Genomic DNA, 21,021 nt, shown 5'->3' with positions numbered 1-21,021 from the left:
CGGTGTGGCCGTGAAGTCTCGCTGCGCTCGCGCCTCGACCACCGGTGTGGCCGTGGAGTCTCGGTCGCTCGCGCCTCGACCACCGGTGTGGCCGTGAAGTCTCGGTCGCTGCCTCAGATCGCTTCGATCCGTGAGAGGACGTCGCGGACGTGCTCCAGCGAGCGCTCGTGGGCCAGGCCGGTGGTGTCGTCGAAGTAGAGCCCGTCGCCGATCAGCTGGACGGTGCGGGCGAGCGCGTTGTCGCCGTAGTGCTCGGCCAGCACCTCGAACCACCCGTTGCGCAGCTCGGCCAGCGTCTCGCGTGCACGCGCGTCCGACTCCTGCGCGACCCGGGCGGCGGCGATCAGGCCGCGGTCGAAGTCCGAGCCGGTGTCGACCGAGGTGTTGAGGTAGAACGCGACCGGCCCTTCGGGTGCGGAGCGCATCTTCTCGACGTCGGTGCGGCCGCGCTCCTGCAGCCGCGCGAGCATGGCCTCGACCATCGCGTCCTTGCTCGGGAAGTGGTAGAGCAGTCCGCCCTTGGAGACCTCGGCCTGGGCGGCGACGGCGTCGAGCGTGGCGACGCGACTCCCGCCGTCGACCAGCAGGGTCTCGAACGCGTCCAGGATGCGGTCGCGGGTGGTGGCGCCGTCGGAGCGGGCGGGCATGGCAGCACTCTAGCGACCCCGCACCGTCCGGCCGGTGTGGTGGAAATCCCGTTGTGGCCACGATCGAGACTCTGTACCGTCTGGACGGGAATAACTGTACCGGCTGGACGGTTAACCTGAGCGTGCTGTCACGCCCACCGTCCGCGACTCGACCCGAAGGGGGAAGCCCATGAGCACCGACGCGATCACGCCCACCACGTACGAGCGCCCGACCCGAGCCGGTGCTCGCCAGTGGGCCGCGCTCTTCGTCCTGATGCTCCCCGTGCTCCTGGTGAGCATGGACAACACCGTCCTCAGCTTCGCGCTGCCGGCCATCAGCGGTGCGCTGCACCCCAGCGGGACGCAGCTGCTGTGGGTCGTCGACATCTACGCGCTGATGCTCGCCGGCCTCCTGGTGGCGATGGGGTCGCTGGGCGACCGGATCGGCCGGCGCCGGCTCCTGATCATCGGATCGGTCGGCTTCGGTCTCACGTCGCTCGCCGCGGCGTACGCCCCGAGCGTCGAGATGCTGATCGCGGCGCGCGCGATGCTCGGCGTGTTCGGCGCGACGCTGATGCCGTCCACGCTCTCGCTGCTGCGCAACATCTTCGTCGACCGCCAGCAGCGCCGGCTCGCGATCGCGACCTGGGCCGCGGCGTTCTCCGGCGGGGCCGCGATGGGGCCGATCGTCGGCGGGTGGTTGCTCGAGCACTTCACCTGGGGCGCGGTGTTCTGGATCAACGTCCCGGTGGTCGCGGTCCTCGTGCCGCTCGCACTGTGGCTCCTCCCGGAGTCCCGCAACCCAGCACCCGGCCCGCTGGACCCGCTCAGCATCGTGCTGTCGATGGCGGCGATGCTCCCGCTGGTCTACGGGATCAAGGTGATCGCCGAGCACGGCATCACCGGGACGGCCGCGTGGTCGTTCGGGATCGCGGTCGCCTCGGGCATCGCCTTCGTGCGGCGCCAGCGTCGCCGCCCGATCCCGCTCGTCGACGTGAGCCTGTTCGGCAACCGCGTGTTCTCCGGCGCGCTGACAGCGAACCTGCTGAGCCTGATGGGGCTGACCGGGTTCCTGCTCTTCTCGTCGCAGTTCCTCCAGCTGGTGGTGGGACTGTCGCCGATGGAGGCCTCCGTGGTGCTGCTGCCGGGCCTGGCAGCGACGATCCTGGCCGGTTTCGGAGCAGTGCGCCTGGTCCGGTTCTTCAGCACGCGCAGCGTGGTGGCGGTGAGCTTCGGCCTGTCGGCCGCGGGCTACGCGATCGCCGCGTTCGTCGGCGACGTGCCGACCGCGCTCTCGATCGGCATCGCCTTCGCCGTCCTGGGGATCGGGATCGGGTTCGCCGAGACGCTGACGAACGACGTCGTGGTCACGAGCGTGCCCGCCGAGCGTGCCGGAGCGGCGTCCGCGCTGTCGGAGACCGCCTACGAGATCGGCGCGGTGCTCGGCACCGCGGTCCTGGGAGGCGTGCTCACCGCGGCGTACCGAGGTGGTGTCACGGTGCCCGCGCTCGTCGGGACGCCGGAGCAGCGCACCGCCGCGCACGAGACGCTCGGTGGCGCCGTCGACCTCGCGAGCGGTCTTCCCGAGGGGCTGGCCGACGCGGTGCGGACCTCGGCGCAGCTCGCCTTCGACCACGCCGTGCAGCTCACCTCGGCTCTGGCCATCGTCGTCGCGCTCGGGGCCGCCGTGGTGTCGTGGGTGACGCTGCGCGACGCCGACCGCTGAGCCGCTCGTACGACGGAGCGCTCGTACGCACGAGGCCCCCGGGACGCCGTGTCCCGGGGGCCTCGCCGTTCACGCCCCAGCGATCACTTGATCCGGATGCGCATGCTGGTGCCCTTCTCCTTCAGCACCTTCACCTTGACGCCGACCGCGGGGAGCTTGACCCCGTGGTTCGGCAGCTCGGAGTACCAGTACTTCCTCGTGTCGTTGAAGACCGGCTGCGGGTCCTGCGCCCGGATGTAGCTCGGCTTGCCGTTCGTGTGCAGCGTCATCGAGTCCGCGCGCTGCTTGGAGAACGGGGCGTCGTACACCTGGACGCGGGCTCGCCACGGAGCGCCGGTCGCCATGTTGATGATCGGGCGCGGGTGCGCGTCGATCGGCAGGTTGCGACCGGTGCCGGGGTGCACGTTGGTGTTGTTGTCCGCCACCGACGTGTCCCAGTAGGAGATCAGCAGGCCGTGGCCGTAGCGGTAGTGCTCGACCCAGTCCGGCTTCGTGCTGGCCCACCCGAAGTTGTACGGGCCGGTCTCGAGGTAGCGGTCGTAGTCGACGTACGACCGGTGCCCCATCACGTAGAAGTTGTCGAAGTCCTGCGTGACCGTCGCACCGACGATCGAGAACCCGTCCAACGTCCACGCGGCCCCGCCGTCCTCGGCGCCGTCGGACAGCACGGTGGCGCCGTCGGCGGTCACCTCGATGTCGTCGAGGAACAGGCCGGCCTCGGAGACCCCGCCGTCGGTGCGGTACTGCACCCGGAAGTCGACCTGCTGACCGGCGTACGCGTCCAGCGGCACGACGAGGTCGCCCCAGTCGGGGTGCTCGCCGTCGATCGCCGGCGAGCCCGAGGTGTCGGTGCCGTAGTCCTCACCGTCGATCGTGCCCGGGAGCGAGGTCCACGACGATCCGCCGTCGGTCGAGACCTGGAAGTACGCGTAGTCGTAGCCAGCCTCGATCTCCCAGCGTGCCTGAGCCGTGAAGCTCGCCGACGACGCGCCGGAGAGGTCCAGCGACGTCGACATCGTGTTGTTCAGGTCGTCCGCGGAGCCGGAGAAGAACTGCTTCTCCCCCGATGCCGGGGCACCCTTGTCGAACGACACGGTCTTCTTCGGCAGCACGACGACGGCGCCCTGCGCGTCCTTGGAGTTGTACTCCTGGGGCCCGAGGTCGAGCGTGCGCTTCTGCCCGGCGGCGACGACCTCGTAGTCGAGCCACCCGAGCTGGAGCTTCTCCCAGGCGCCGAGGTCACCCGGTCGGGTGCCGAGCGGCTCACCGGCGTCGTTCAGCCGGCTCTGCGCCATCAGGGTCCAGTACTCGTTGGAGTTGTCGCCGCGGCCGGAGGTGTCGTACGCGTCCGGCAGCCCCAGGTCGTGGCCGTACTCGTGCACGAAGACCGACAGGCCGCCGTTCTCCGGCTGCACGGTGTAGTCGCCGACCCAGATGCCGGTGTCGCCGATCTGCGTCCCGCCGAGCGGGTTCTGCGGCGGGCCGGTCAGGCCCGCGTCGGTGACGAAGGCGTACCAGCGGTGCGACCAGATCGCGTCGGAGCCGTAGATCGGGTCGCCGTCGGCCTCGTCGCCGCCCGCGTGCACGATCTGGAAGTGGTCGATGTAGCCGTCGGGCTCGTTGAAGTCGCCGTCGCCGTCGAAGTCGTAGCGGTCCCACTGGTCGTACGACTGCAGCGTCTTCTCGATCTGCGCGTCGGACATGCCGGCGGCCTGCTGCTGCTCGACCCAGGAGGTCAGCGCGTCGCGCACGAGGTACCAGGCACCGGCGTCCGTACGGCCGTAGCGCGCCTCGTTGTAGGGAACCTTCACCCAGTCGGAGACGGTGCCGTCGACCGTGTAGCGCCCGGAGGACTGCTTCTCGTAGTACGTCTTGACCGACTCGGTCTTCTTGCCGGTCCCGAAGTACAGGTCCTGGTAGTGCTGCTGGTCGTAGTCCGCCTGCCAGACGGTCGTGTTGTCCTTCGTCCGGTCCGGCTCAGGGATCTCGTTGTGCAGCGGGCCGTCGAAGCGCTGCGGCTCGACGGCGTTCTCGTCGTAGTCGGCCCAGCCGTCGTCCGGGTAGTCCGGGTGACGCTCGTCGCCGAACTCCGCCAGCACGACGAAGATCTTGTCGGCGCGCTCCTGCTCGAGCTCCACGTACTGGGCCTGCTTCTTGGCGCTCGCCTGGCGGGCCGAACGGCGGTCGTCGCCGTTGCGCATCGCGGCGGCGTCGGCCGGCGAGTACGAACGACCGACGCGCGCGACGGTCGTGCCGTCCTTCGTGACGGTCGTGGCCTCGCCGGACAGGACGGACGCGATCGCGTCCTCGCGGAGCTCGCGGCGCCTCTCCTCCAGCGGGTTCGGGAGCTCGTGGTCGCTCGGTGCGCGGTCCGCCGCACCGACGACCGGTGCCGGCTGTGCCGTGGTCGTGGTCGCGGCGGCGACGCTGAGCGCTCCGCCTCCGGCCAGGAGCCCGACGCTCGTGACTGCTGTGATCAGTCGTCTCACGTACTTCTCCACCTCTGTCGAGTCGGATGCCGCCGGACCGGTGGTCTCAGCGGGTGGCGACGTCGAGGGCACGGCCGGGGTGCGGCCGGGGTCACACGTCGCGCACCGGACACAACGTAGACGCGTTCAGGGTCACGCGCTAGAGAAGAATCTGCTGCGCGATGTGTCAGAACCAAGAGGAGTACTGAGGATTCGCCTGAAACAACGGACGATCAGCGGCTTCCGTCACCAAATCGTTGTGATCCGTCATGCAAGCATCTGGTGCCACCCGGCGGGCACGCCGGTGGACCCGTCGGTGGCCGGTCAGACGTCGGTGGCGGCGCGGTGGGCCTGCGTCAGCGCGAGGTAGTTCGCGGCGTTCGTGGTGAGGCCGTCACGCTCGGCGTCGGTGAGCTCGCGCCGGACCTTGCCAGGGATCCCCGCCACCAGCGAGCCGGGAGGGACGACCGTGTCCTGCAGCACGACGGCGCCCGCGGCGACCATCGAGCCGGCACCGATGTGTGCGCCGTTCAGCACCACCGCGCCCATCCCGATCAGGGCGTCGTCCTCCACCGTGCAGCCGTGCAGGACAGCGCGGTGGCCGACGGAGACCCGCTCGCCGACGTGGACCGGCTTGCCCGTGTCGACGTGGAAGACGCACCCGTCCTGGACGTTGCTCCCCGCGCCGATCGTGATCCGCTCGTTGTCGGCGCGCAGCACCGCGTTGTACCAGACCGACGCCTGCGGACCGAGGTGAACGTCTCCGCAGAGCACGGCGGTCGGCGCGACGAAGGAGTCGGGATCGATCGTCGGGGAGGTTCCGTGGACGGTACGCAGCAGCGGGGTCTCGGTCATGCCCCGATCGTGCCACGTCGTCCGCGGGGCTGGTCGCGGCGCTCAGCTCAGCAGCGCGCGACGCGCCATCTCGGCGAGCAGCGTCGCCATCTGGTCGCGCGAGATGCGCGCGCTGTGCGGCGTGGAGTTGAGCAGGCCGAAGGCCGCCTGCGCAGCGGCGCGGGCCGTCCGCTGGTCGAGCTCGGGGCGCAGGGCCCGCAGCACGCCGACCCAGGTGTCCACGTAGTCCAGCTGGAGGCTGCGCACGCGCTCACGGGCGTCCTCGTCGAGGTTCGGCCACTCCCGCTCCTGGACGACGATGAGGGCCGGGTTCGTCAGCGCGAACTCGATGTGGAAGTCGATCAGCGCGTCCAGCGCGACCTTCGGGTCGCCGGCCTGCGCCGCTCGCCGCCGACCGCCCTCCCGCAGCGTCTCGCTGATCTCGACGAGCATGTGGTCGAGGATCGCGTCCTTGCCGGCGAAGTGGCGATACAGCGCCGGGCCGGAGATCCCGCACGCGGCTCCGATGTCGTGGACGGAGACGCCGTGGAAGCCCCGTTCGGCGAACAGGCTCGCCGCGGTCGTCAGGATCTGCTCACGCCTCGTCGTCATCGTGGCCCCATGCTAGGAGCAAGGCGGTCCTCCAAGGAACGAAGCGGCCGACGGTGGGGACCGCCGGCCGCTCCTCTTCGTGAGCGGTCTCGGGTCCGCTCACGAAACGCCTCTCCGCGTCACGGGGGCCGCGCGGATGAGGCGTGCAGCGAGAAATCTGCCACGAATTCACCCTGATTGGAATGGACGAATCGGACATGTCGGTGACCGGCTCGGTCGGCGGGGGAATCGTTATCGCCCTGTGATCTTGAACCTTCACAGATCACCGGATCTCCCTGCGACCGACACCGCCGGCGTGGGATGATCCGGCAGGGCGAGCGCACATCGGGAGGCGCCACGTGCTGGAGATCCTCGGCCTGTCCACCGACGAGTCCCGGGTCTACCTTGCCCTTCTCGAGCGGCCGAACGCGTCGTACGACGACGTCGCCGAGGTGACCGGACTCGCCGTCGAGGAGATCGTCGCCACGATCACGCTGCTGGAGCAGGACGCGCTCGTGATCCGGCACGCCTCCCACGGTCGCCCGTTGCGCTGGGTCGCTGCCCCGCCGTCCGTGGGGCTCTCCGCCCGCGTCGTCGAGAAGCAGCGAGGCCTGGTCGACGCCCAGCAGGAGATCGAGCGTCTCGACGAGATCTACCGGCGCGGCCGTCAGGGCCGGGGCGCGGTCGACGCGGTCGACGTGGTGGCGGGACCCGAGGCGGCCGGCCACCGGATCACCCAGCTGATCCGTGCGGCGCGCGACGAGGTCATGACGATCATCCAGTCGGCGCCGCACCCCGGCATGGACCCCGATCTGGTCGAGGAGCGCAGAGCCCTGGAGCGCGGGGTCCGGTTCCGGGCGGTCGCCGAGCGGGGCGCGATGGAGCGGCCGGGACTTCTGGCCGCGCTCTCGGGGGCCTCGACCGGGCGGATCGACGTGCGGGTGGTCCGGCACGCGCCCTGTCGGCTGGTCGTCGTGGACCGGGACACGGCCCTGGTCCCGCTGCGCCGTGCCGACGGTGCGACCGAGGGCGCGCTGGTCGTGCACGGCGGAGGCTTGCGAGACCTGACGCTGGGTCTGTTCGACCGGATGTGGGAGACGGCGGCGCCGCTGCTGGGCGGGGCGGGGGACGGTGACGCGTCCGTCGCGGGGCTGAACGGTGTCGACCTCGCGATCCTGCGTCTCCTGAACGCCGGGCTGACCGACCAGAAGGTCGCGAGCCGGCTGGGCCTGTCGTCCCGCACGGTGCAGCGCCGGACCGCACGGCTGATGGAGGCGGCCGACGTCGAGACCCGACTCCAGCTCGGTGTCGTCGCGGCTCGGCGAGGGTGGCTCTGAGCGCCGCGGACCGATCGATCCCGGCCGCGGGAGCACGACCGGAGTCAGCGGGTGTTGACCTCAAGCGCACATGAAGTTGCACGCTGGGCTCCCGGGTCCGGTCCGCGGACCCTCGTCGGAGGAGGCGTGATGCGCGCAGTGCAGGTCGAACGGTTCGGGGGCCCGGAGGTCCTCCAGGTCAGCGAGGTCGAGGCGCCCGAGGCCGGTGCGGGCGAGGTGGTGGTCGACGTGGAGATCGCCGACGTGATCTTCCTCGACACCCTGCTGCGACGCGGCCTGGCCGAGGAGTGGGGCATGAGCCTGCCGTACGTCGCGGGCGGCGCGGTCGCCGGGCGGGTCCGGTCGGTCGGGCCCGGGGTGGACGACGCGTGGCGGGGCCGGCGGGTCGTCGCCCGGACGGGCACGCAGGGCGGGTACGCGGAGCTGGCGCGGGTCGACGTCGCGGTGCTCGTCCCGGTGCCGGACGACGTCACGCTCGAGCAGGCGGCCGCCCTGTCGCGCGATGCCGTGACCGCGCTCCGGCTCGTCGAGGTCACCGCGGTCGGCCCCGAGGACCGGGTGGTCGTGAACGCGGCCGCCGGCGGTGCGGGCTCGCTGCTCGTCCAGGACCTGGTCGCGACCGGCGCCGACGTGGTGGGTGCGGCGCGGGGTGCGGCCAAGCTCGCTGTCGTCGCGGACCTCGGTGCCGCCGCCGTCGACTACACGAGCCCGGCCTGGTCGGAGAAGGCCGTCGCGGCTCTCGGCGGGCCCCCCACGGTCGTCCTGGACGGGGCGGGCGGCGCCCCTGGTCGCGAGGCGCTGGCCGTGCTGGCCGACGGTGGACGCTTCGTCGGGTACGGCGCGGGCGGCGGGTTCGTGGTCCCGGAGCCCGACGACGTCGCGCGCCGCCGCCTCGAGGTGCGTGGGATCACCGGCGCCCAGACCGACCCCGCGACCACGCGTCGGTTCACGGTGGAGGCGATCGAGCGGCTGCGGACGGGCCGCTGGGCGCCGCTGATCCGTCAGCGCTACCCGCTCGAGGCGGCCGCGCTGGCGCACGCCGGGCTCGAGGACCGCACGGCGATCGCGAAGACGCTGCTCCTGGTCTGACCGCGCGGGCGGCGCGGCCGAGGCGCCGAGCCGGTACGGCCGGCTGGCGTCGGAGGTTAACGATCGTTAACATCGCTGCATGTCCACCAACGCCCCGCCCACCGGTCTGCGCGACGCCGTCGCGGTGCTGCGCGAGCGTCTCGACCGGGTCCGCGACGGGGGCTCGGCCGCCGCCCGCGCGAAGCACGAGTCCCGCGGGAAGATGCTCGTGCGCGACCGGGTCGACCACCTGCTCGACCCCGGCTCCCCGTTCCTCGAGATCGCCCCGCTCGCGGCGTACGGCATGTACGGCGACCCGCACGCCCAGGACGCGGACCCCTACGCCGTCCCGAGCGCCGGGGTGGTCGCCGGGATCGGACGGGTCTCGGGTCGCGAGTGCGTGGTCGTCGCGAACGACGCCACGGTCAAGGGCGGCACGTACTACCCGATGACGGTGAAGAAGCACCTGCGCGCCCAGACCATCGCCGCCGACAACCACCTGCCGTGCCTCTACCTGGTCGACTCCGGCGGCGCGTACCTCCCGATGCAGGACGAGGTCTTCCCGGACCGTGAGCACTTCGGCCGGATCTTCTACCACCAGGCGCAGCTGTCGGCGCAGGGCATCGCGCAGGTCGCCGCGGTGATGGGATCGTGCACGGCCGGCGGCGCCTACGTCCCCGCCATGAGCGACGAGACGGTGATCGTGCGCGACCAGGGCACGATCTTCCTCGGCGGCCCGCCCCTGGTGAAGGCCGCGACCGGCGAGGTGGTCACCGCCGAGGAGCTGGGTGGCGGCGACGTGCACGCCCGTACGTCCGGGGTCGTCGACCACCTCGCCGACGACGACGCGCACGCGCTCGCGATCGTCCGCTCGATCGTCGCCACGCTCGAGCGGCGCGACCCGCCGAGCCTGACCCAGGTCGAGGTCGCCGATCCGCTCGAGGACCCCGCGACGCTCGACGACGTCGTCCCGGCCGACCCGCGCACGCCGTACGACGTGCGCGAGGTGATCCGCCGGGTCGTCGACGCATCGGCGTTCCACGAGTTCAAGCCGCTCTACGGGGACACGCTCGTCTGCGGCTTCGCCCGGATCTGGGGCTACCCGGTCGCGATCGTCGCGAACAACGGGATCCTCTTCGCCGAGTCCGCGCTCAAGGGGGCGCACTTCGTCGAGCTCGCGAACCAGCGCGGCGTCCCGCTCGTGTTCCTCCAGAACATCACCGGCTTCATGGTCGGCCGCGAGTACGAGAACCGCGGGATCGCGAAGGACGGCGCCAAGCTCGTCACCGCGGTCGCGTCGTCGGTGGTCCCGAAGATGACGGTGGTGATCGGCGGGTCGTACGGCGCCGGCAACTACGGCATGTGCGGGCGTGCGTACGACCCGCGGTTCCTGTGGATGTGGCCGAACGCCCAGATCTCGGTGATGGGTGGCGAGCAGGCCGCGTCCGTGCTGGCGACCGTGCGGCGCGACGGCATCGAGTCGCGTGGCGGCGAGTGGAGCGCGCAGGACGAGGAGGCGTTCAAGGACCCGATCCGGGCTCAGTACGCCGAGCAGGGGTCCGCGTACTACTCGACCGCGCGGCTCTGGGACGACGGCATCATCGACCCCGCCGACACCCGCCGCGTGCTCGGGATGGCCCTCCAGGTCGCCTCGAACGCCCCGATCCCCGAGCCGTCCTACGGCATCTTCCGGATGTGAGCACGATGACGACACCGACTCCCGCGTCCCCTCCCGCTGGGGGGGTCTCGATCGGGGCCTCGTCCCTCGGCCCCGCCTCGACCAGCGGTGGTGCGCCCGCTGGTCGAGGCGCGAGCGGAGCGAGCGATCGAGACCCCGCCGCCCCCCGCTTCTCCACCCTCCTCGTCGCGAACCGCGGCGAGATCGCGCTGCGGATCGTCCGCGCCGCCCGCGCCGAGGGTCTGCGGACCGTCGCCGTCTACGCCGAGAACGACGCGTCGGCGCCGCACGTCCGGCTCGCCGACGCCGCCGAGCCGATCGGCTCGTACCTCGCGATCGACGACCTGCTCGACGCCGCGCGTCGCAGCGGTGCCGGCGCCGTGCACCCCGGGTACGGGTTCCTGTCGGAGAACGCCGGGTTCGCGGCGGCGGTCGCCGAAGCCGGCCTGGTGTGGGTCGGGCCGAGCGCCGAGGTGATCGAGGTGATGGGCCGCAAGGACCGCGCTCGCGATCTCGCGGAGCGGGCGGGTGTCGCGGTCACCGACCGGTGGGAGCTCGACGGCGACACCGTCGTGGGCGACGTGCGCTTCCCTGTGCTGGTCAAGGCGGCCGCGGGTGGTGGCGGCAAGGGCATGCGGGTCGTCCGCGCTGCCGGTGACCTCCCGGACGCGATCGCCGCCGCCGGTCGTGAGGCGGTCGCGGCGTTCGGCGACCCGACGCTGCTCGTCGAGCAGTACGTCGAGCGTGGCCGCCACGTGGAGGTGCAGGTGATCGGTGACGAGCACGGCACGGTCGTGCACCTGGGCGAGCGGGACTGCTCCGCGCAGCGGCGCCACCAGAAGGTCCTCGAGGAGGCACCGGCGCCGACGATCGCCGACCGGACCCGCCGGCGGCTCACCGACGCGGCGGTCGCGCTGTGCCACGAGGTCGGCTACGTCAACGCGGGCACGGTCGAGTTCCTCGTGTTCGACTCTCCGAGCGGCGAGGAGCAGATCGCGTTCCTCGAGATGAACACGCGGCTCCAGGTCGAGCACCCCGTCACCGAGGCCGTCACGGGGCTCGACCTGGTCGCGCTCCAGCTGCGGGTGGCCCAGGGCCGCACGCTCGGCCTGGCGCAGTCCGACGTCGTCACCTCGGGTCACGCGATCGAGGCCCGCGTCTACGCCGAGGATCCGTACGCGGGGTTCCTCCCGCAGGCCGGTCGCGCGACCTCGGTGGTGTGGCCGGAGCGGGTGCGGGTGGACGCCGCGCTGGAGTCCGGCAGCGTCGTCACCACGGCGTACGACCCGATGCTCGGCAAGGTGATCGCGTACGGCGCCGATCGCGAGGCCGCACGCCTGGCGCTGCGCGACGCGCTCGGGGCCACGGCGGTCCTCGGGATCACGACCAACGTCGGGTTCCTGCGCCGCCTGGTCGACTCGCCCGAGTTCGCCGGTGGCGCCGTGCACACGGCCTGGCTCGACTCCGAGCAGGCAGAGCCGCTGCTCCGACGGCCCGACGTCCCCGGCGCGGCGGTCGAGGCTGCAGGCCGCGCATGGGCCGACCGGTACGCGGCGCCGGGCGACGATCCCTTCGGCACCGCCGACGGGTGGCGTTCCAGCGGACCGGCCGCCGGCCTGCGGGTCGAGCTGGTCGGCCCCGACGGTGAGCACCACGAGGTGACGGTCGGGCCCGCCGGGCCGCAGCGGGTCGTGAGCGAGGTCCGCTCCGACGGCGTGGACGTGGTCGTCGACGGCCAGACCTGGCACTTCCGGCACCCCGACCCGGCGCGTGACCCGGGCGCCGAGCAGGCCGGGGACGCCGACGTGGTGGCGCCCATGCCGGGCACGGTCCTCGCCGTCGACGTCGGGGTCGGTGACCCGGTCGCGGCCGGTCAGGTGCTCGCGGTCGTCGAGGCGATGAAGATGGAGCTGGCCCTGAAGGCTCCGTACGACGGGGTCGTGACCGACGTCCGTGCCGTGGCCGGGGCGTCGGTCGCGCTGGGTGACCTGCTCGTGACGGTCGAGCCGGCCGAGGGTGCGCAGGAGGCGTGATGATCGAGACGAACGGACTGCCGACGACCTACCGTGACCCGGACCTGCCCGAGTCCGTCACGATCTACGAGGTCGGTCCGCGCGACGGGCTGCAGAACGAGTCCGCGACCGTCCCGCTGGAGACGAAGGTCGGGTTCGTCGAGCGGCTGGGAGCCGCCGGTCTGCCGATCGTGGAGGCGACCAGCTTCGTGCACCCGCGGTGGGTCCCCCAGCTCGCCGACGCAGCCGACCTGGTCGCGCGGCTCGACCTCGGCGGCGCGCGGCCCTACCCCGTGCTCGTCCCGAACGAGCGCGGTCTCGACCGTGCGCTCGAGGCCGGGGTCACCCACGTCGCCGTGTTCGCGAGCGCCACCGAGACGTTCGCCGCGAGGAACCTGAACAGCACGTACGACGCCCAGTTCGCGATGTTCGAGCCGGTGGTCACCCGGGCGCGCGAGGCCGGCGTCCAGGTCCGGGCGTACCTGTCGATGTGCTTCGGCGACCCCTGGGAGGGCGCCGTCGCGCCGCAGCGTGTCGTCGAGGCGGGCGCCCGGCTGCTCGCGATGGGTGCGTACGAGCTGTCCCTCGGCGACACCATCGGGGTCGGCACCGCGCAGCACACCCGCGTGCTGATCGACGCGTTCGGGGAGGCCGGGATCGGCACGGACCGCCTCGCAATGCACTTCCACGACACCTACGGGCAGGCGCTCGCCAACGCGTACGCGGCCCTGCGTCGCGGCATCACGACCTTCGACGCGTCGGCCGGCGGCCTCGGCGGGTGCCCGTACGCCCGCTCCGCCACCGGGAACCTCGCCACCGAGGACCTCGTGTGGATGCTCGACGGCCTCGGGATCTCCCACGGCGTCGACCTGGAGGCGCTGGCGGCGACCAGCGCCTGGATGGCCGGAGAGCTCGGACGACCGTCGCCTTCCGCGGTCGTCCGAGCCCTCACCTCCTGACGCTCGCGAGTCAGTCGTGGCGTGCTCGCGAGTCAGTCGTGGTGTGCTCGCGAGTCAGTCGTGGTGTGCTCGCGAGTCAGCCCTGGCGCAGCCACGGCGTGTAGCGGGTCATCTCGTCGAACGAGTCGTGGCCCGGTCCGATCCGCGCCAGGATCCCCGCCTTCCCCTTGAGCCTGCGTCCGGACGGCGACTCGGTCAGGCAGCGGTTCGGGACGCTGATCTTCAGCTTCTTCTTCGTCGCCGACGTCCTGATCCCGTTGCACGGCAGGGTCTGCCAGGACGCCGGGTCGTCGCGGTGCATCCACCCGAGGTAGAGCGAGCGGACCTTGCCCTGGCGGCCCCGCCACACCCCGACGTGGTAGGTCCAGCCGCCGGACTTGCGTGGCTTCAGGATCAGCTCGGTGGCCGCGGCCTTGCGCTTCTTCAGGTGCGGGATCGTGAGCGTGCCCTTCACGCGGTAGGTGCCGTGCGCGACGCGCAGCTTGGTGATGTCCACCGCGCGCGGAGCGTCGCCCCGCGGATCGCGGACGACGTCCGTCTCGGCGTGCGCGGCCGCGGGGAGAAGCGCCCCGGCGAGGACCGCACCGGACAGCGTTGCCGCGACCCGGATCGTACGTGTGTTCATGATGGTGACTCCTTCGACTTCGTGGTGCGCGGTGTCGGGGTCACCGTGCGGCTCCGACGGACCGTCGGCCCTGGAACCCACCGGTATTGGAGCACGCCCGCAGGGTCACCTGTGTGTTGTTGGCACGGATCGATCCACGCGTGGCGCTCAGCGTCCGTGCGGGTCCTGGCCGAGCCGCCGGTCGCGGAGCTCCTCGCGGACGTACGATGCGAGCCGGCCGGTGCCGACCGCGTCCGCGACCAGGCCCACCCCGCCGCCCAGCAGCGGGATCCGCCGGACCAGCATCGACGCGCCCTGCTTGCCGGAGACCCGCCCGAACAGCGCCTGCGTGACCTCCCGGGCGACCTTCTCGTCGAGCGCCGGGTCGTGCACCGGGGAGGTCGCGAGCCCCATCGGGGTCGACGGCAGCGCGCCCGAGCGGACCATCTTCTCCACCTGGTCGCGCCCGAGCAGCGTCGCCATGACCGCGTTGCGGACGCGGGGGTCGGACAGGTCGTAGCCCCGCAGGTACGCGATCCCGGCCGCCAGGTGGCACTGCAGCAGCGCGAGGCCGGCGACGTTCGCGGGGATGGTCACCGCCATCGCGTACGCGCCGCCGAGGTTCGTCACGAACCCCTGGGCGCCGGCGTAGCGGACGTGGTTCGCGACCATCACGTCGATGGCCGCCTCGACGTCGCCACCGGCCAGCGCCAGGCGCTCGTCGGCCGTCTGCCAGACGGCCCGCCACGGGCCGACTCCGTCGATCGCGCGGTCGAGCAGCACGCGGATGTAGCCGGACGTGGCTTTCGGGCCCGCGGCCATCGCCACCCGTGGCGCGACGAACTTCGCCGCCGACTTCGCGATCCCCACGGCCACCTCCTGCGTCCACCGCCATCCTAGGCGGCAGCCGCAGCGCCACGCCGGTCGCCGCTGGCTAGAGTCGCAGTCGTGACACCCGTGCCGCTCGGACCGACGCGCTGGGACTTCTCTCCCGACGAGTGGCCGGACGACGACTTCGTGGGGATCGGGGCGGACCTCGAGCCGACCACGCTGGTCCACGCCTATCGTTCCGCGCTGTTCCCGATGCCGACCGAGCCAGGGGGGCCGATGGGGTGGTGGTCGCCGCTGGAGCGCGGGGTCCTGCGTCCTGACGACCTCCGCGTGTCGCGCTCGCTGCGGAAGTCGGCGCGCCGTTTCACGATCACCGTCGACACCGCCTTCGCGGAGGTGGTCGAGGCCTGCGCGGACCCCCGTCGCGAGGGGGGCTGGATCGACGACGCGATCGCCTCCGCGTACGGCCGGCTGCACGAGCTCGGGTGGGCCCACTCGATCGAGGCCCGCACGGCTGACGGCGCTCTGGCAGGCGGGTTGTACGGCGTGGCGATCGGCGGTCTCTTCGCAGGTGAGAGCATGTTTCACCGGGTCACCGACGCGTCCAAGGCGGCTCTGGTCGGACTGGTCGAGCTGATCGCCGCCGACGGCGCCGGGCCGCGTCTGATCGACACCCAGTGGCGGACCGACCACCTGGCTTCGTTGGGGGTCCAGGCGTGGTCGCGCGACGCGTACCTGGCGGTCCTCCCACAGGTGCTCGACACACCGCTCCCGGCCCCGTGGCGTTGACTTCAGCCGAAGGTGTTCTACTGTCTCAGCGAGGCGCCACACCGGCGTGGAGGCCGGAAATACGGGGGATTCCGCCCCTGGCTTCCTATGCTGGTGGTGCGCCAGACAGAACTGACCACCATCGGAGTCGGAGGATTCCCGTGAACCGAACTGAACTCGTAGCCGCGATCGCCGAGCGCGCGGGCACCACCAAGGCCGACGCCGACTCGGTCCTCAGCGCCCTCGGAGACACCCTGATCGACGCCGCCGGCAAGGGCGAGAAGGTCCAGATCCCTGGCCTCCTGACCGTCGAGCGGGTCGAGCGTGCGGCGCGCACCGGGCGCAACCCCGCGACCGGCGAGACCCTGGAGATCCCCGCCGGATTCGGCGTGAAGGTCACCGCGGGCAGCAAGCTCAAGAACGCCGTCAAGTAACGGCCGACGAGCCTCGAGAAGGACCCCGATCGCTGCGGCGACGGGGTCCTTCTCCGTTCCGTGGACCGGGGTTCTGCGGCACACTGGTGAGGTGCCCGAGCTTCCCGAGGTGGCCTCCCTGGTCGCCGACCTGCGGACCCGGCTGGGGGTCGACGGTGCCGAACCGCGTGCGATCGTCTCCGTCCTCCCGGTCAACGTGAGCGTGCTCAAGACGTACGACCCGCCGCCGCAGTCGCTCGCCGGGCTCGTGGTCGACGACGTGAGCAGGCACGGGAAGTTCATCGACATCGAGGCCGGCGGACTGCACCTGGTGATCCACCTCGCCCGGGCCGGCTGGCTGCGCTGGAAGGACAGCCAACCCACGGCACCGCCGCGGATGGGCGGCGCGAAGAACCCGCTCGCGCTCCGGGTCGTGCTGGACGACGGCGCGGGGTTCGACCTCACCGAGGCCGGGACGAAGAAGGGTCTGGCCGTCTCGGTGGTCCGCGATCCGCAGGAGGTGCCCGGGATCGCGCGGCTGGGTCCCGACCCGCTCGCCGACGACTTCACGCCGGAGGTGCTCGAGCAGATCCTCGCCGCGGCCGGACGGAGCCAGATCAAGGGCGTGCTGCGCGACCAGTCCCAGGTCGCCGGGATCGGCAACGCCTACTCCGACGAGATCCTGCACGCCGCGACGATGTCTCCGTTCACGCCCGCGAGCAGCGTGCTGGCGTCCCCCGAGATGCTCGCCGTCCTCTACGACGCGATCGGCTCGACGCTGCGCGACGCGCTCGCGCGCTCCGCGGGGCTGGCGGCCTCGGAGCTCAAGGCGGAGAAGAAGTCGGGTCTGCGGGTGCACGGCCGCACGGGCGAGACGTGCGACGTCTGCGGTGACACGATCCGCGAGGTGTCGTTCGCGGACTCGTCGCTGCAGTACTGCCCGACCTGCCAGACCGGCGGGAAACCCCTCGCCGACCGCAGGATGTCGAAGCTGCTGCGCTGAGACCGGCGGGTCAGGCCTGGGGCCGGACCAGGTCGCGGCCCGCGGCCGTCCAGGCGTCGACGCCGCCGGCGAGGTTGACCGCGTCCACGCCGTTGCGCTGGAGGTAGGCGGTGGCCTGGGCGGACCGGCCGCCCAGGTGGCAGTACACGAGAACCTGGGCGTTGCCGGAGACCTCGGCGACGCGGCCCGGAAGGGTCCCGAGGGGGATGTGGACGGCACCGGCGATGTGGCCGGTCGACCACTCGTCGGGTTCGCGGACGTCGAGCACGACGAGATCGGCGGGCAGCGGGTCGGGAACGCCGTCGACGGTCACAGTGGGAACGGACACCTCGTACATGCCTCCATCGTGCCAGCCGCGTCGAGGGCCCGGCGGACGGGTGACACGCCGCCGACGTGCAGGTTCGTTACGCTGAGGCTGCCGCCGTCGGCCGAGCGAGGAGGACCCATGGCGCAAGGCCATCCAGGCCCGTACGGGTCGGACCCCGGCGTTCCGCACCCCGGCGGAGCCCCGGCGAGCTGGAACGCCGACCCGTCCCGGCCCGAGCCGACGCAGGCCTGGTCGATGCCTCCGGTCCCGCCCGAGCCGCGGACCGACGATCGCGCGCAGACCTCCCGCTGGGGTGTCGTCGGCGCGATCGCGCTGGTCCCTGCTCTGCTGATGGCGGTCGTGTACGGATTCTTCGCGCTGTCGGCGCGGCGAGGGATCTTCGCCGACCTCGCGGACGATCCGGGCTCGGTGGCGCAGAGTGCCGCCGAGACGAGCGACGCCGTGAACGTCATCCTCGTCGTGCTCGTCGTGCTGGCGATGCTGCTCGCGGTCGCCGCCTGGGTGCTGGCCATGGCGAAGGGGCACGGCCGCACCGTGGTCGGCTGGATCGGCTGGGTGATCGTCGCGGCCGGTCTCGTCGTGACCGTGATCGGCGCGATGATGTCGTCGGGCGTCGACTCCGTCGACGAGGTCGGGACCGCTGCGGACGGCTACGTCGCTGTCGGGCTCGGCATGCTGACGATCGCGCTCGGCCTGCTCTTCGGCGTGATCTCCCTGACGATGCGACCCCGGCCGGTCGCGGACCGCGCACCGGCCCCGTCGCCGGGTGCGCCGTACGGCCAGCCCCCCCAGCAGCCCTACGCCCAGCAGTCGTCCGGTCAGCAGCCGTACGGTCAGCAGCCGTACGCCCAGCAGCCGTACGGCGACCCGTACGGTCAGCAGCAGTACGGTCAGCAGTCCTACGGGGACCCGTACGGCCAGCAGCCCTACGGTCAGCAGCAGTACGGTCAGCAGCCCTACGGCGATCCGTACGCCCAGCCGCCCCAGCAGTCCTACGGTCAGCACGGCCGGGGGCCGTACGACCAGCCCTACGGGCAGGCGTACCCGCAGGAGCAGCCCTCGACGCCGCCGGCCCCGGCTCCGCAGGAGCAGCCCGCCGCCTGGGGCGATCCCGCACCCGCGCACGGCGAGCATGCGGCCTGGGGCGAGCCGGAGCCCGCCCCGGACCAGCCGACGGGCACCGAGTCGTACGAGGCGCCGCCTGCGCCTGCGCCTGCACCCGACCCGGCCGAGGCGACCCAGGAGCAGCCGGCCGTCCCGCCGGCCCAGGACGAGCAGGCCGGCGACGAGGACCAGTCCGGCTGGTGGCAGCCGTCGCGTCGCGAGCCGGACTCGCCCTGGCGGTCGTCGGACGACTAGCGCCCACGGCGCACCCGCGCTGCCTGCGGCTCCGGCATCGTGCCGGCGACCACCACCACGATCTCGACGAGGAGACTCCCACGATGGGCAAGCGATCGCGCCGACGCGTCAAGCCGCAGAAGACCGAGCGGGTCCCGTTCCGGCCCCGTACCTTCGACGGGATGCCTGGTGAGGTGGACTGGGTCGCCCTGCGCGAGTTCGTCCCGGCTGCGACGGCCTCGGTCCGGCTGCGCGAGTCCGTCGCGTCGGAGACCGACGTCAAGGTCTGCACGCTGCTGCCGTCGGCCGCCGCGGGTCTCGTGCGCCAGGACGGCGAGATGTGGATCGGCCTCCAGGTCAACCACAACTTCGGTGACCCGAGCCGCGACCTGGCTCGGGCCGTCGAGGTCGGGCTGGCGACCGAGCCCGGGACCGAGATCGCGGTGACCGACCCCGGGGCCGGGCCTCTGCTGCAGGAGCTCGTGGACCCGGACAGCGCGTTCGACGTGACCGTCCACGACGGTTTCGACTACTGGACCGAGGGTGCCGAGGACGCCGGCGGGGCGGTCGCGGCGGCGATCGAGCAGGCGAACGAGATGGTCGCGCCGACCGAGCGGCTCGAGGGCGTCGACGGCGCGTACTGGGCGAGCCTGGGTGATCGCGAGTACCTGCGGTGGGTGATGCCGCACGACGAGGACGCCCTGCTGTCGGCGCTCGCCCGACTCCACGTGGTCGATGCCGACCGCCTGGCGCCGTCGACCCGGCTCATCGGCTCGTTCAGGGCGCACGGCTTGCTCGTGCCGGTCTGGGAGCTGGAGGATCGTGGTGGCGCGGAGTCGATCGCCGAGCCTGCGGTCCGTCTCCGGGAACGCCTGGACGAGGCGCTCGCCGACGCTTCTCCGCTGACGTCGGAGCAGCGTCAGGCCCGCAACGGCCTCGCCTCGCGGCAGGTCACGGTTCGCTGAGCGGAACGGCCCGGGAGGCCGCCTCCCAGGGGTGACCCAGGTCACTTCAGGGCCTTCTTGAGCGACTGTTCAGATTCAAGTAGCCTCCTCTCAGGCCCCGGTCGCTGCTGTATCCCCCGTCGGTAGCGGCCGGGGTTTCCCAATGCCCCGGTGACGCTGCCCGACCCTGCGCCGCCGCGTGCGGCCGCGAGCGCTCCCGGACCCGCCGGACGACCCCGGTTCGACAGATAAGCGGTCGCTTACCTAGGGTGGATGGCGTCACATCCGTCCGTCCACAGGAGAGCGCACGATGAGGCTCGCGCTGACATCGGAGGACGCCCGGCTCCAGAGCGAGCTGCGGGAGTTCTTCACGACCAAGGTGCCGGAGTCGATCCGGTCCACCGTTCGCAACGGTGATCACCTCACGAAGGACCAGATCGTCGAGGCGCAGCAGATCCTCAACGCTGCCGGTCTCGCCGTCCCGAACTGGCCGGTCGAGTGGGGCGGCAAGGACTGGACCCCGCTCCAGCGCCACCTGTGGCACGAGGAGATGCAGGCAGCCGGCGTCCCGGCCCCCCTCGCCTTCAACGCCAGCATGATCGGCCCCGTGATCGCGGCGTTCGGCTCGCAGGCGCAGAAGGAGCGCTTCCTGCCCGCCACCGCGAACCTCGACATCTGGTGGTGCCAGGGCTTCTCCGAGCCCGACGCCGGCTCCGACCTGGCGTCGCTGCGCACCAAGGCCGTGCGCGACGGCGACGAGTGGGTCGTGAACGGCCAGAAAACCTGGACCACCCTCGGCCAGTACGCCGACTGGATCTTCTGCCTGGTCCGGACCAACCCGGACGCTCCGAAGAAGCAGCAGGGCATCTCGATGCTGCTGTTCGAGATGGACACTCCCGGCGTCACGGTCCGCCCGATCAAGCTGATCGACGGCGGGTACGAGGTCAACGAGGTCTTCTTCGAGGACGTGCGGGTCCCCGCCGACCAGCTCGTCGGCGAGGAGAACCACGGCTGGGACTACGCGAAGTTCCTGCTCGGCAACGAGCGGGTCGGCGTCGCCCCGGTCGGCGCCACGAAGCTGCGGCTCGCGCTCGCCAAGGAGCACGCCTCGGCGCCGCTGGCCGACGGTTCGCGCCCGATCGACGACCCCGTGCTCGGCGGCCGGATCGCCGCCCTCGAGAACGAGCTCGTGGCGCTCGAGCTGACCGCGCTGCGTGTCGCCGGCAACTCGAAGGACGGCAAGCCCGACCCGGTCAGCTCGATCCTCAAGCTCCGCGGCACCCAGCTCCAGCAGGACGTCAGCGAGCTCGCGGTCGACATCGCCGGCGGCGACGCGATCGCCTCCGGGGCCGACGGAGCCGGGGACGTCCCCGACTGGGCGCAGCACTCCGTGCCGACCTACCTGAACCTCCGCAAGGCGTCGATCTACGGCGGGTCCAACGAGATCCAGCGCAGCATCATCGCCTCGACGATCCTGGGACTGTGAGGGGCTG

The 21,021-nt window shown here is 72.0% G+C and carries 19 protein-coding genes; 12 read left to right on the top strand and 7 right to left on the bottom strand.

Translation table 11 applies throughout. The features are described 5' to 3' along the window. Positions 1–113: 113 nt before the first annotated feature. The gene (locus CLV56_RS08970) at positions 114–647 is read right to left on the bottom strand and encodes a TetR/AcrR family transcriptional regulator (RefSeq protein ID WP_100414715.1); all 534 of its coding nucleotides are present in this window, start codon (positions 645–647) and stop codon (positions 114–116) included. Between the two features lie 169 nt (positions 648–816). Here CLV56_RS08970 and CLV56_RS08965 point away from each other — a divergent pair, with 169 nt between their 5' ends. Beyond that, on the top strand, positions 817–2,352 hold the full coding sequence (locus CLV56_RS08965) for an MFS transporter (protein ID WP_100414714.1): 1,536 nt from the start codon (positions 817–819) through the stop codon (positions 2,350–2,352). Between the two features lie 83 nt (positions 2,353–2,435). On the opposite strand, the gene CLV56_RS08960 is transcribed toward CLV56_RS08965, so the two are convergent. From CLV56_RS08960 to CLV56_RS08950, 3 genes are all read right to left on the bottom strand, one after another. Further along, positions 2,436–4,841: an immune inhibitor A domain-containing protein gene (locus CLV56_RS08960; RefSeq protein WP_039358542.1), complete on the bottom strand. Its 2,406-nt coding sequence runs from the start codon at positions 4,839–4,841 to the stop codon at positions 2,436–2,438. Between the two features lie 303 nt (positions 4,842–5,144). Further along, positions 5,145–5,675 (bottom strand): gamma carbonic anhydrase family protein, encoded by a 531-nt coding sequence (locus CLV56_RS08955; RefSeq protein WP_039358498.1) that lies wholly within the window; start codon positions 5,673–5,675, stop codon positions 5,145–5,147. A gap of 42 nt (positions 5,676–5,717) precedes the next feature. Further along, entirely contained in the window at positions 5,718–6,266 is a 549-nt protein-coding gene (locus tag CLV56_RS08950) for an SACE_7040 family transcriptional regulator (protein WP_039358496.1), read from the bottom strand. 338 nt (positions 6,267–6,604) lie between these two features. On the opposite strand from CLV56_RS08950, the gene CLV56_RS08945 reads away from it, so the two are divergent. From CLV56_RS08945 to CLV56_RS08925, 5 genes are all read left to right on the top strand, one after another. Beyond that, positions 6,605–7,582: a helix-turn-helix domain-containing protein gene (locus CLV56_RS08945; protein ID WP_039358493.1), complete on the top strand. Its 978-nt coding sequence runs from the start codon at positions 6,605–6,607 to the stop codon at positions 7,580–7,582. A 129-nt stretch (positions 7,583–7,711) separates the two neighbouring features. Continuing rightward, entirely contained in the window at positions 7,712–8,671 is a 960-nt protein-coding gene (locus CLV56_RS08940; protein ID WP_039358491.1) for a zinc-binding dehydrogenase, read from the top strand. Between the two features lie 79 nt (positions 8,672–8,750). Beyond that, entirely contained in the window at positions 8,751–10,349 is a 1,599-nt protein-coding gene (locus CLV56_RS08935) for a carboxyl transferase domain-containing protein (RefSeq protein ID WP_039358488.1), read from the top strand. 5 nt (positions 10,350–10,354) lie between these two features. Then, complete coding sequence (locus tag CLV56_RS08930; RefSeq protein ID WP_100415105.1) at positions 10,355–12,361, top strand: ATP-binding protein; 2,007 nt, start codon at positions 10,355–10,357, stop codon at positions 12,359–12,361. Further along, positions 12,361–13,299, top strand: coding sequence for a hydroxymethylglutaryl-CoA lyase (locus CLV56_RS08925; protein ID WP_100414712.1), 939 nt, complete (start codon positions 12,361–12,363; stop codon positions 13,297–13,299). The genes CLV56_RS08930 and CLV56_RS08925 overlap by 1 nt, the downstream gene beginning before the upstream one ends. 76 nt (positions 13,300–13,375) lie before the next feature. On the opposite strand, the gene CLV56_RS08920 is transcribed toward CLV56_RS08925, so the two are convergent. Both CLV56_RS08920 and CLV56_RS08915 read right to left on the bottom strand, forming a co-directional pair. Beyond that, positions 13,376–13,924 carry a hypothetical protein gene (locus CLV56_RS08920; RefSeq protein ID WP_039358485.1) on the bottom strand — a complete coding sequence of 183 codons (549 nt, stop codon included), beginning with the start codon at positions 13,922–13,924 and terminating at the stop codon, positions 13,376–13,378. 147 nt (positions 13,925–14,071) lie between these two features. Beyond that, positions 14,072–14,773, bottom strand: a complete 702-nt coding sequence (locus CLV56_RS08915; RefSeq protein ID WP_039358481.1) for an EcsC family protein — start codon at positions 14,771–14,773, stop codon at positions 14,072–14,074. 78 nt (positions 14,774–14,851) lie between these two features. On the opposite strand from CLV56_RS08915, the gene aat reads away from it, so the two are divergent. From aat to CLV56_RS08900, 3 genes are all read left to right on the top strand, one after another. Further along, complete coding sequence (gene aat, locus CLV56_RS08910) at positions 14,852–15,523, top strand: leucyl/phenylalanyl-tRNA--protein transferase (RefSeq protein ID WP_039358478.1); 672 nt, start codon at positions 14,852–14,854, stop codon at positions 15,521–15,523. Positions 15,524–15,663: 140 nt separating this feature from the next. Continuing rightward, positions 15,664–15,936 carry an HU family DNA-binding protein gene (locus tag CLV56_RS08905; protein ID WP_211288023.1) on the top strand — a complete coding sequence of 91 codons (273 nt, stop codon included), beginning with the start codon at positions 15,664–15,666 and terminating at the stop codon, positions 15,934–15,936. Between the two features lie 91 nt (positions 15,937–16,027). Beyond that, the gene (locus tag CLV56_RS08900) at positions 16,028–16,918 is read left to right on the top strand and encodes an Fpg/Nei family DNA glycosylase (RefSeq protein WP_039358475.1); all 891 of its coding nucleotides are present in this window, start codon (positions 16,028–16,030) and stop codon (positions 16,916–16,918) included. A 10-nt stretch (positions 16,919–16,928) separates the two neighbouring features. Here the strand turns inward: CLV56_RS08900 and CLV56_RS08895 are convergent, their stop codons facing one another. Then, entirely contained in the window at positions 16,929–17,255 is a 327-nt protein-coding gene (locus tag CLV56_RS08895; RefSeq protein WP_039358472.1) for a rhodanese-like domain-containing protein, read from the bottom strand. Positions 17,256–17,363: 108 nt separating this feature from the next. Between CLV56_RS08895 and CLV56_RS20990 the strand changes: the two genes are divergently transcribed. From CLV56_RS20990 to CLV56_RS08880, 3 genes are all read left to right on the top strand, one after another. Next, a complete protein-coding gene (locus CLV56_RS20990) occupies positions 17,364–18,605 on the top strand; it encodes a hypothetical protein (RefSeq protein ID WP_039358468.1) in 1,242 nt (413 codons plus the stop codon). Between the two features lie 83 nt (positions 18,606–18,688). Next, positions 18,689–19,549 (top strand): DUF5926 family protein, encoded by an 861-nt coding sequence (locus tag CLV56_RS08885; RefSeq protein WP_039358535.1) that lies wholly within the window; start codon positions 18,689–18,691, stop codon positions 19,547–19,549. Between the two features lie 289 nt (positions 19,550–19,838). Further along, the gene (locus CLV56_RS08880) at positions 19,839–21,014 is read left to right on the top strand and encodes an acyl-CoA dehydrogenase family protein (protein ID WP_039358466.1); all 1,176 of its coding nucleotides are present in this window, start codon (positions 19,839–19,841) and stop codon (positions 21,012–21,014) included. Positions 21,015–21,021: the final 7 nt, after the last annotated feature.

It is taken from the genome of Mumia flava (assembly GCF_002797495.1).
In the GTDB taxonomy this organism is placed as follows: domain Bacteria; phylum Actinomycetota; class Actinomycetes; order Propionibacteriales; family Nocardioidaceae; genus Mumia; species Mumia flava.
The sequence above is the reverse complement of the archived record's forward strand: the minus strand, read 5'-3'. Positions and strand labels throughout refer to the sequence as shown.

Coding starts and splice junctions, on each gene's coding strand:
- CLV56_RS08970 (WP_100414715.1), bottom strand. CDS start 647: ATGCCCGCCCGCTCCGACGGCGCCACCACCCGCGACCGCATCCTGGAC.
- CLV56_RS08965 (WP_100414714.1), top strand. CDS start 817: ATGAGCACCGACGCGATCACGCCCACCACGTACGAGCGCCCGACCCGA.
- CLV56_RS08955 (WP_039358498.1), bottom strand. CDS start 5,675: ATGACCGAGACCCCGCTGCTGCGTACCGTCCACGGAACCTCCCCGACG.
- CLV56_RS08950 (WP_039358496.1), bottom strand. CDS start 6,266: ATGACGACGAGGCGTGAGCAGATCCTGACGACCGCGGCGAGCCTGTTC.
- CLV56_RS08940 (WP_039358491.1), top strand. CDS start 7,712: ATGCGCGCAGTGCAGGTCGAACGGTTCGGGGGCCCGGAGGTCCTCCAG.
- CLV56_RS08935 (WP_039358488.1), top strand. CDS start 8,751: ATGTCCACCAACGCCCCGCCCACCGGTCTGCGCGACGCCGTCGCGGTG.
- CLV56_RS08930 (WP_100415105.1), top strand. CDS start 10,355: ATGACGACACCGACTCCCGCGTCCCCTCCCGCTGGGGGGGTCTCGATC.
- CLV56_RS08925 (WP_100414712.1), top strand. CDS start 12,361: ATGATCGAGACGAACGGACTGCCGACGACCTACCGTGACCCGGACCTG.
- CLV56_RS08920 (WP_039358485.1), bottom strand. CDS start 13,924: ATGAACACACGTACGATCCGGGTCGCGGCAACGCTGTCCGGTGCGGTC.
- CLV56_RS08895 (WP_039358472.1), bottom strand. CDS start 17,255: ATGTACGAGGTGTCCGTTCCCACTGTGACCGTCGACGGCGTTCCCGAC.
- CLV56_RS20990 (WP_039358468.1), top strand. CDS start 17,364: ATGGCGCAAGGCCATCCAGGCCCGTACGGGTCGGACCCCGGCGTTCCG.
- CLV56_RS08885 (WP_039358535.1), top strand. CDS start 18,689: ATGGGCAAGCGATCGCGCCGACGCGTCAAGCCGCAGAAGACCGAGCGG.
- CLV56_RS08880 (WP_039358466.1), top strand. CDS start 19,839: ATGAGGCTCGCGCTGACATCGGAGGACGCCCGGCTCCAGAGCGAGCTG.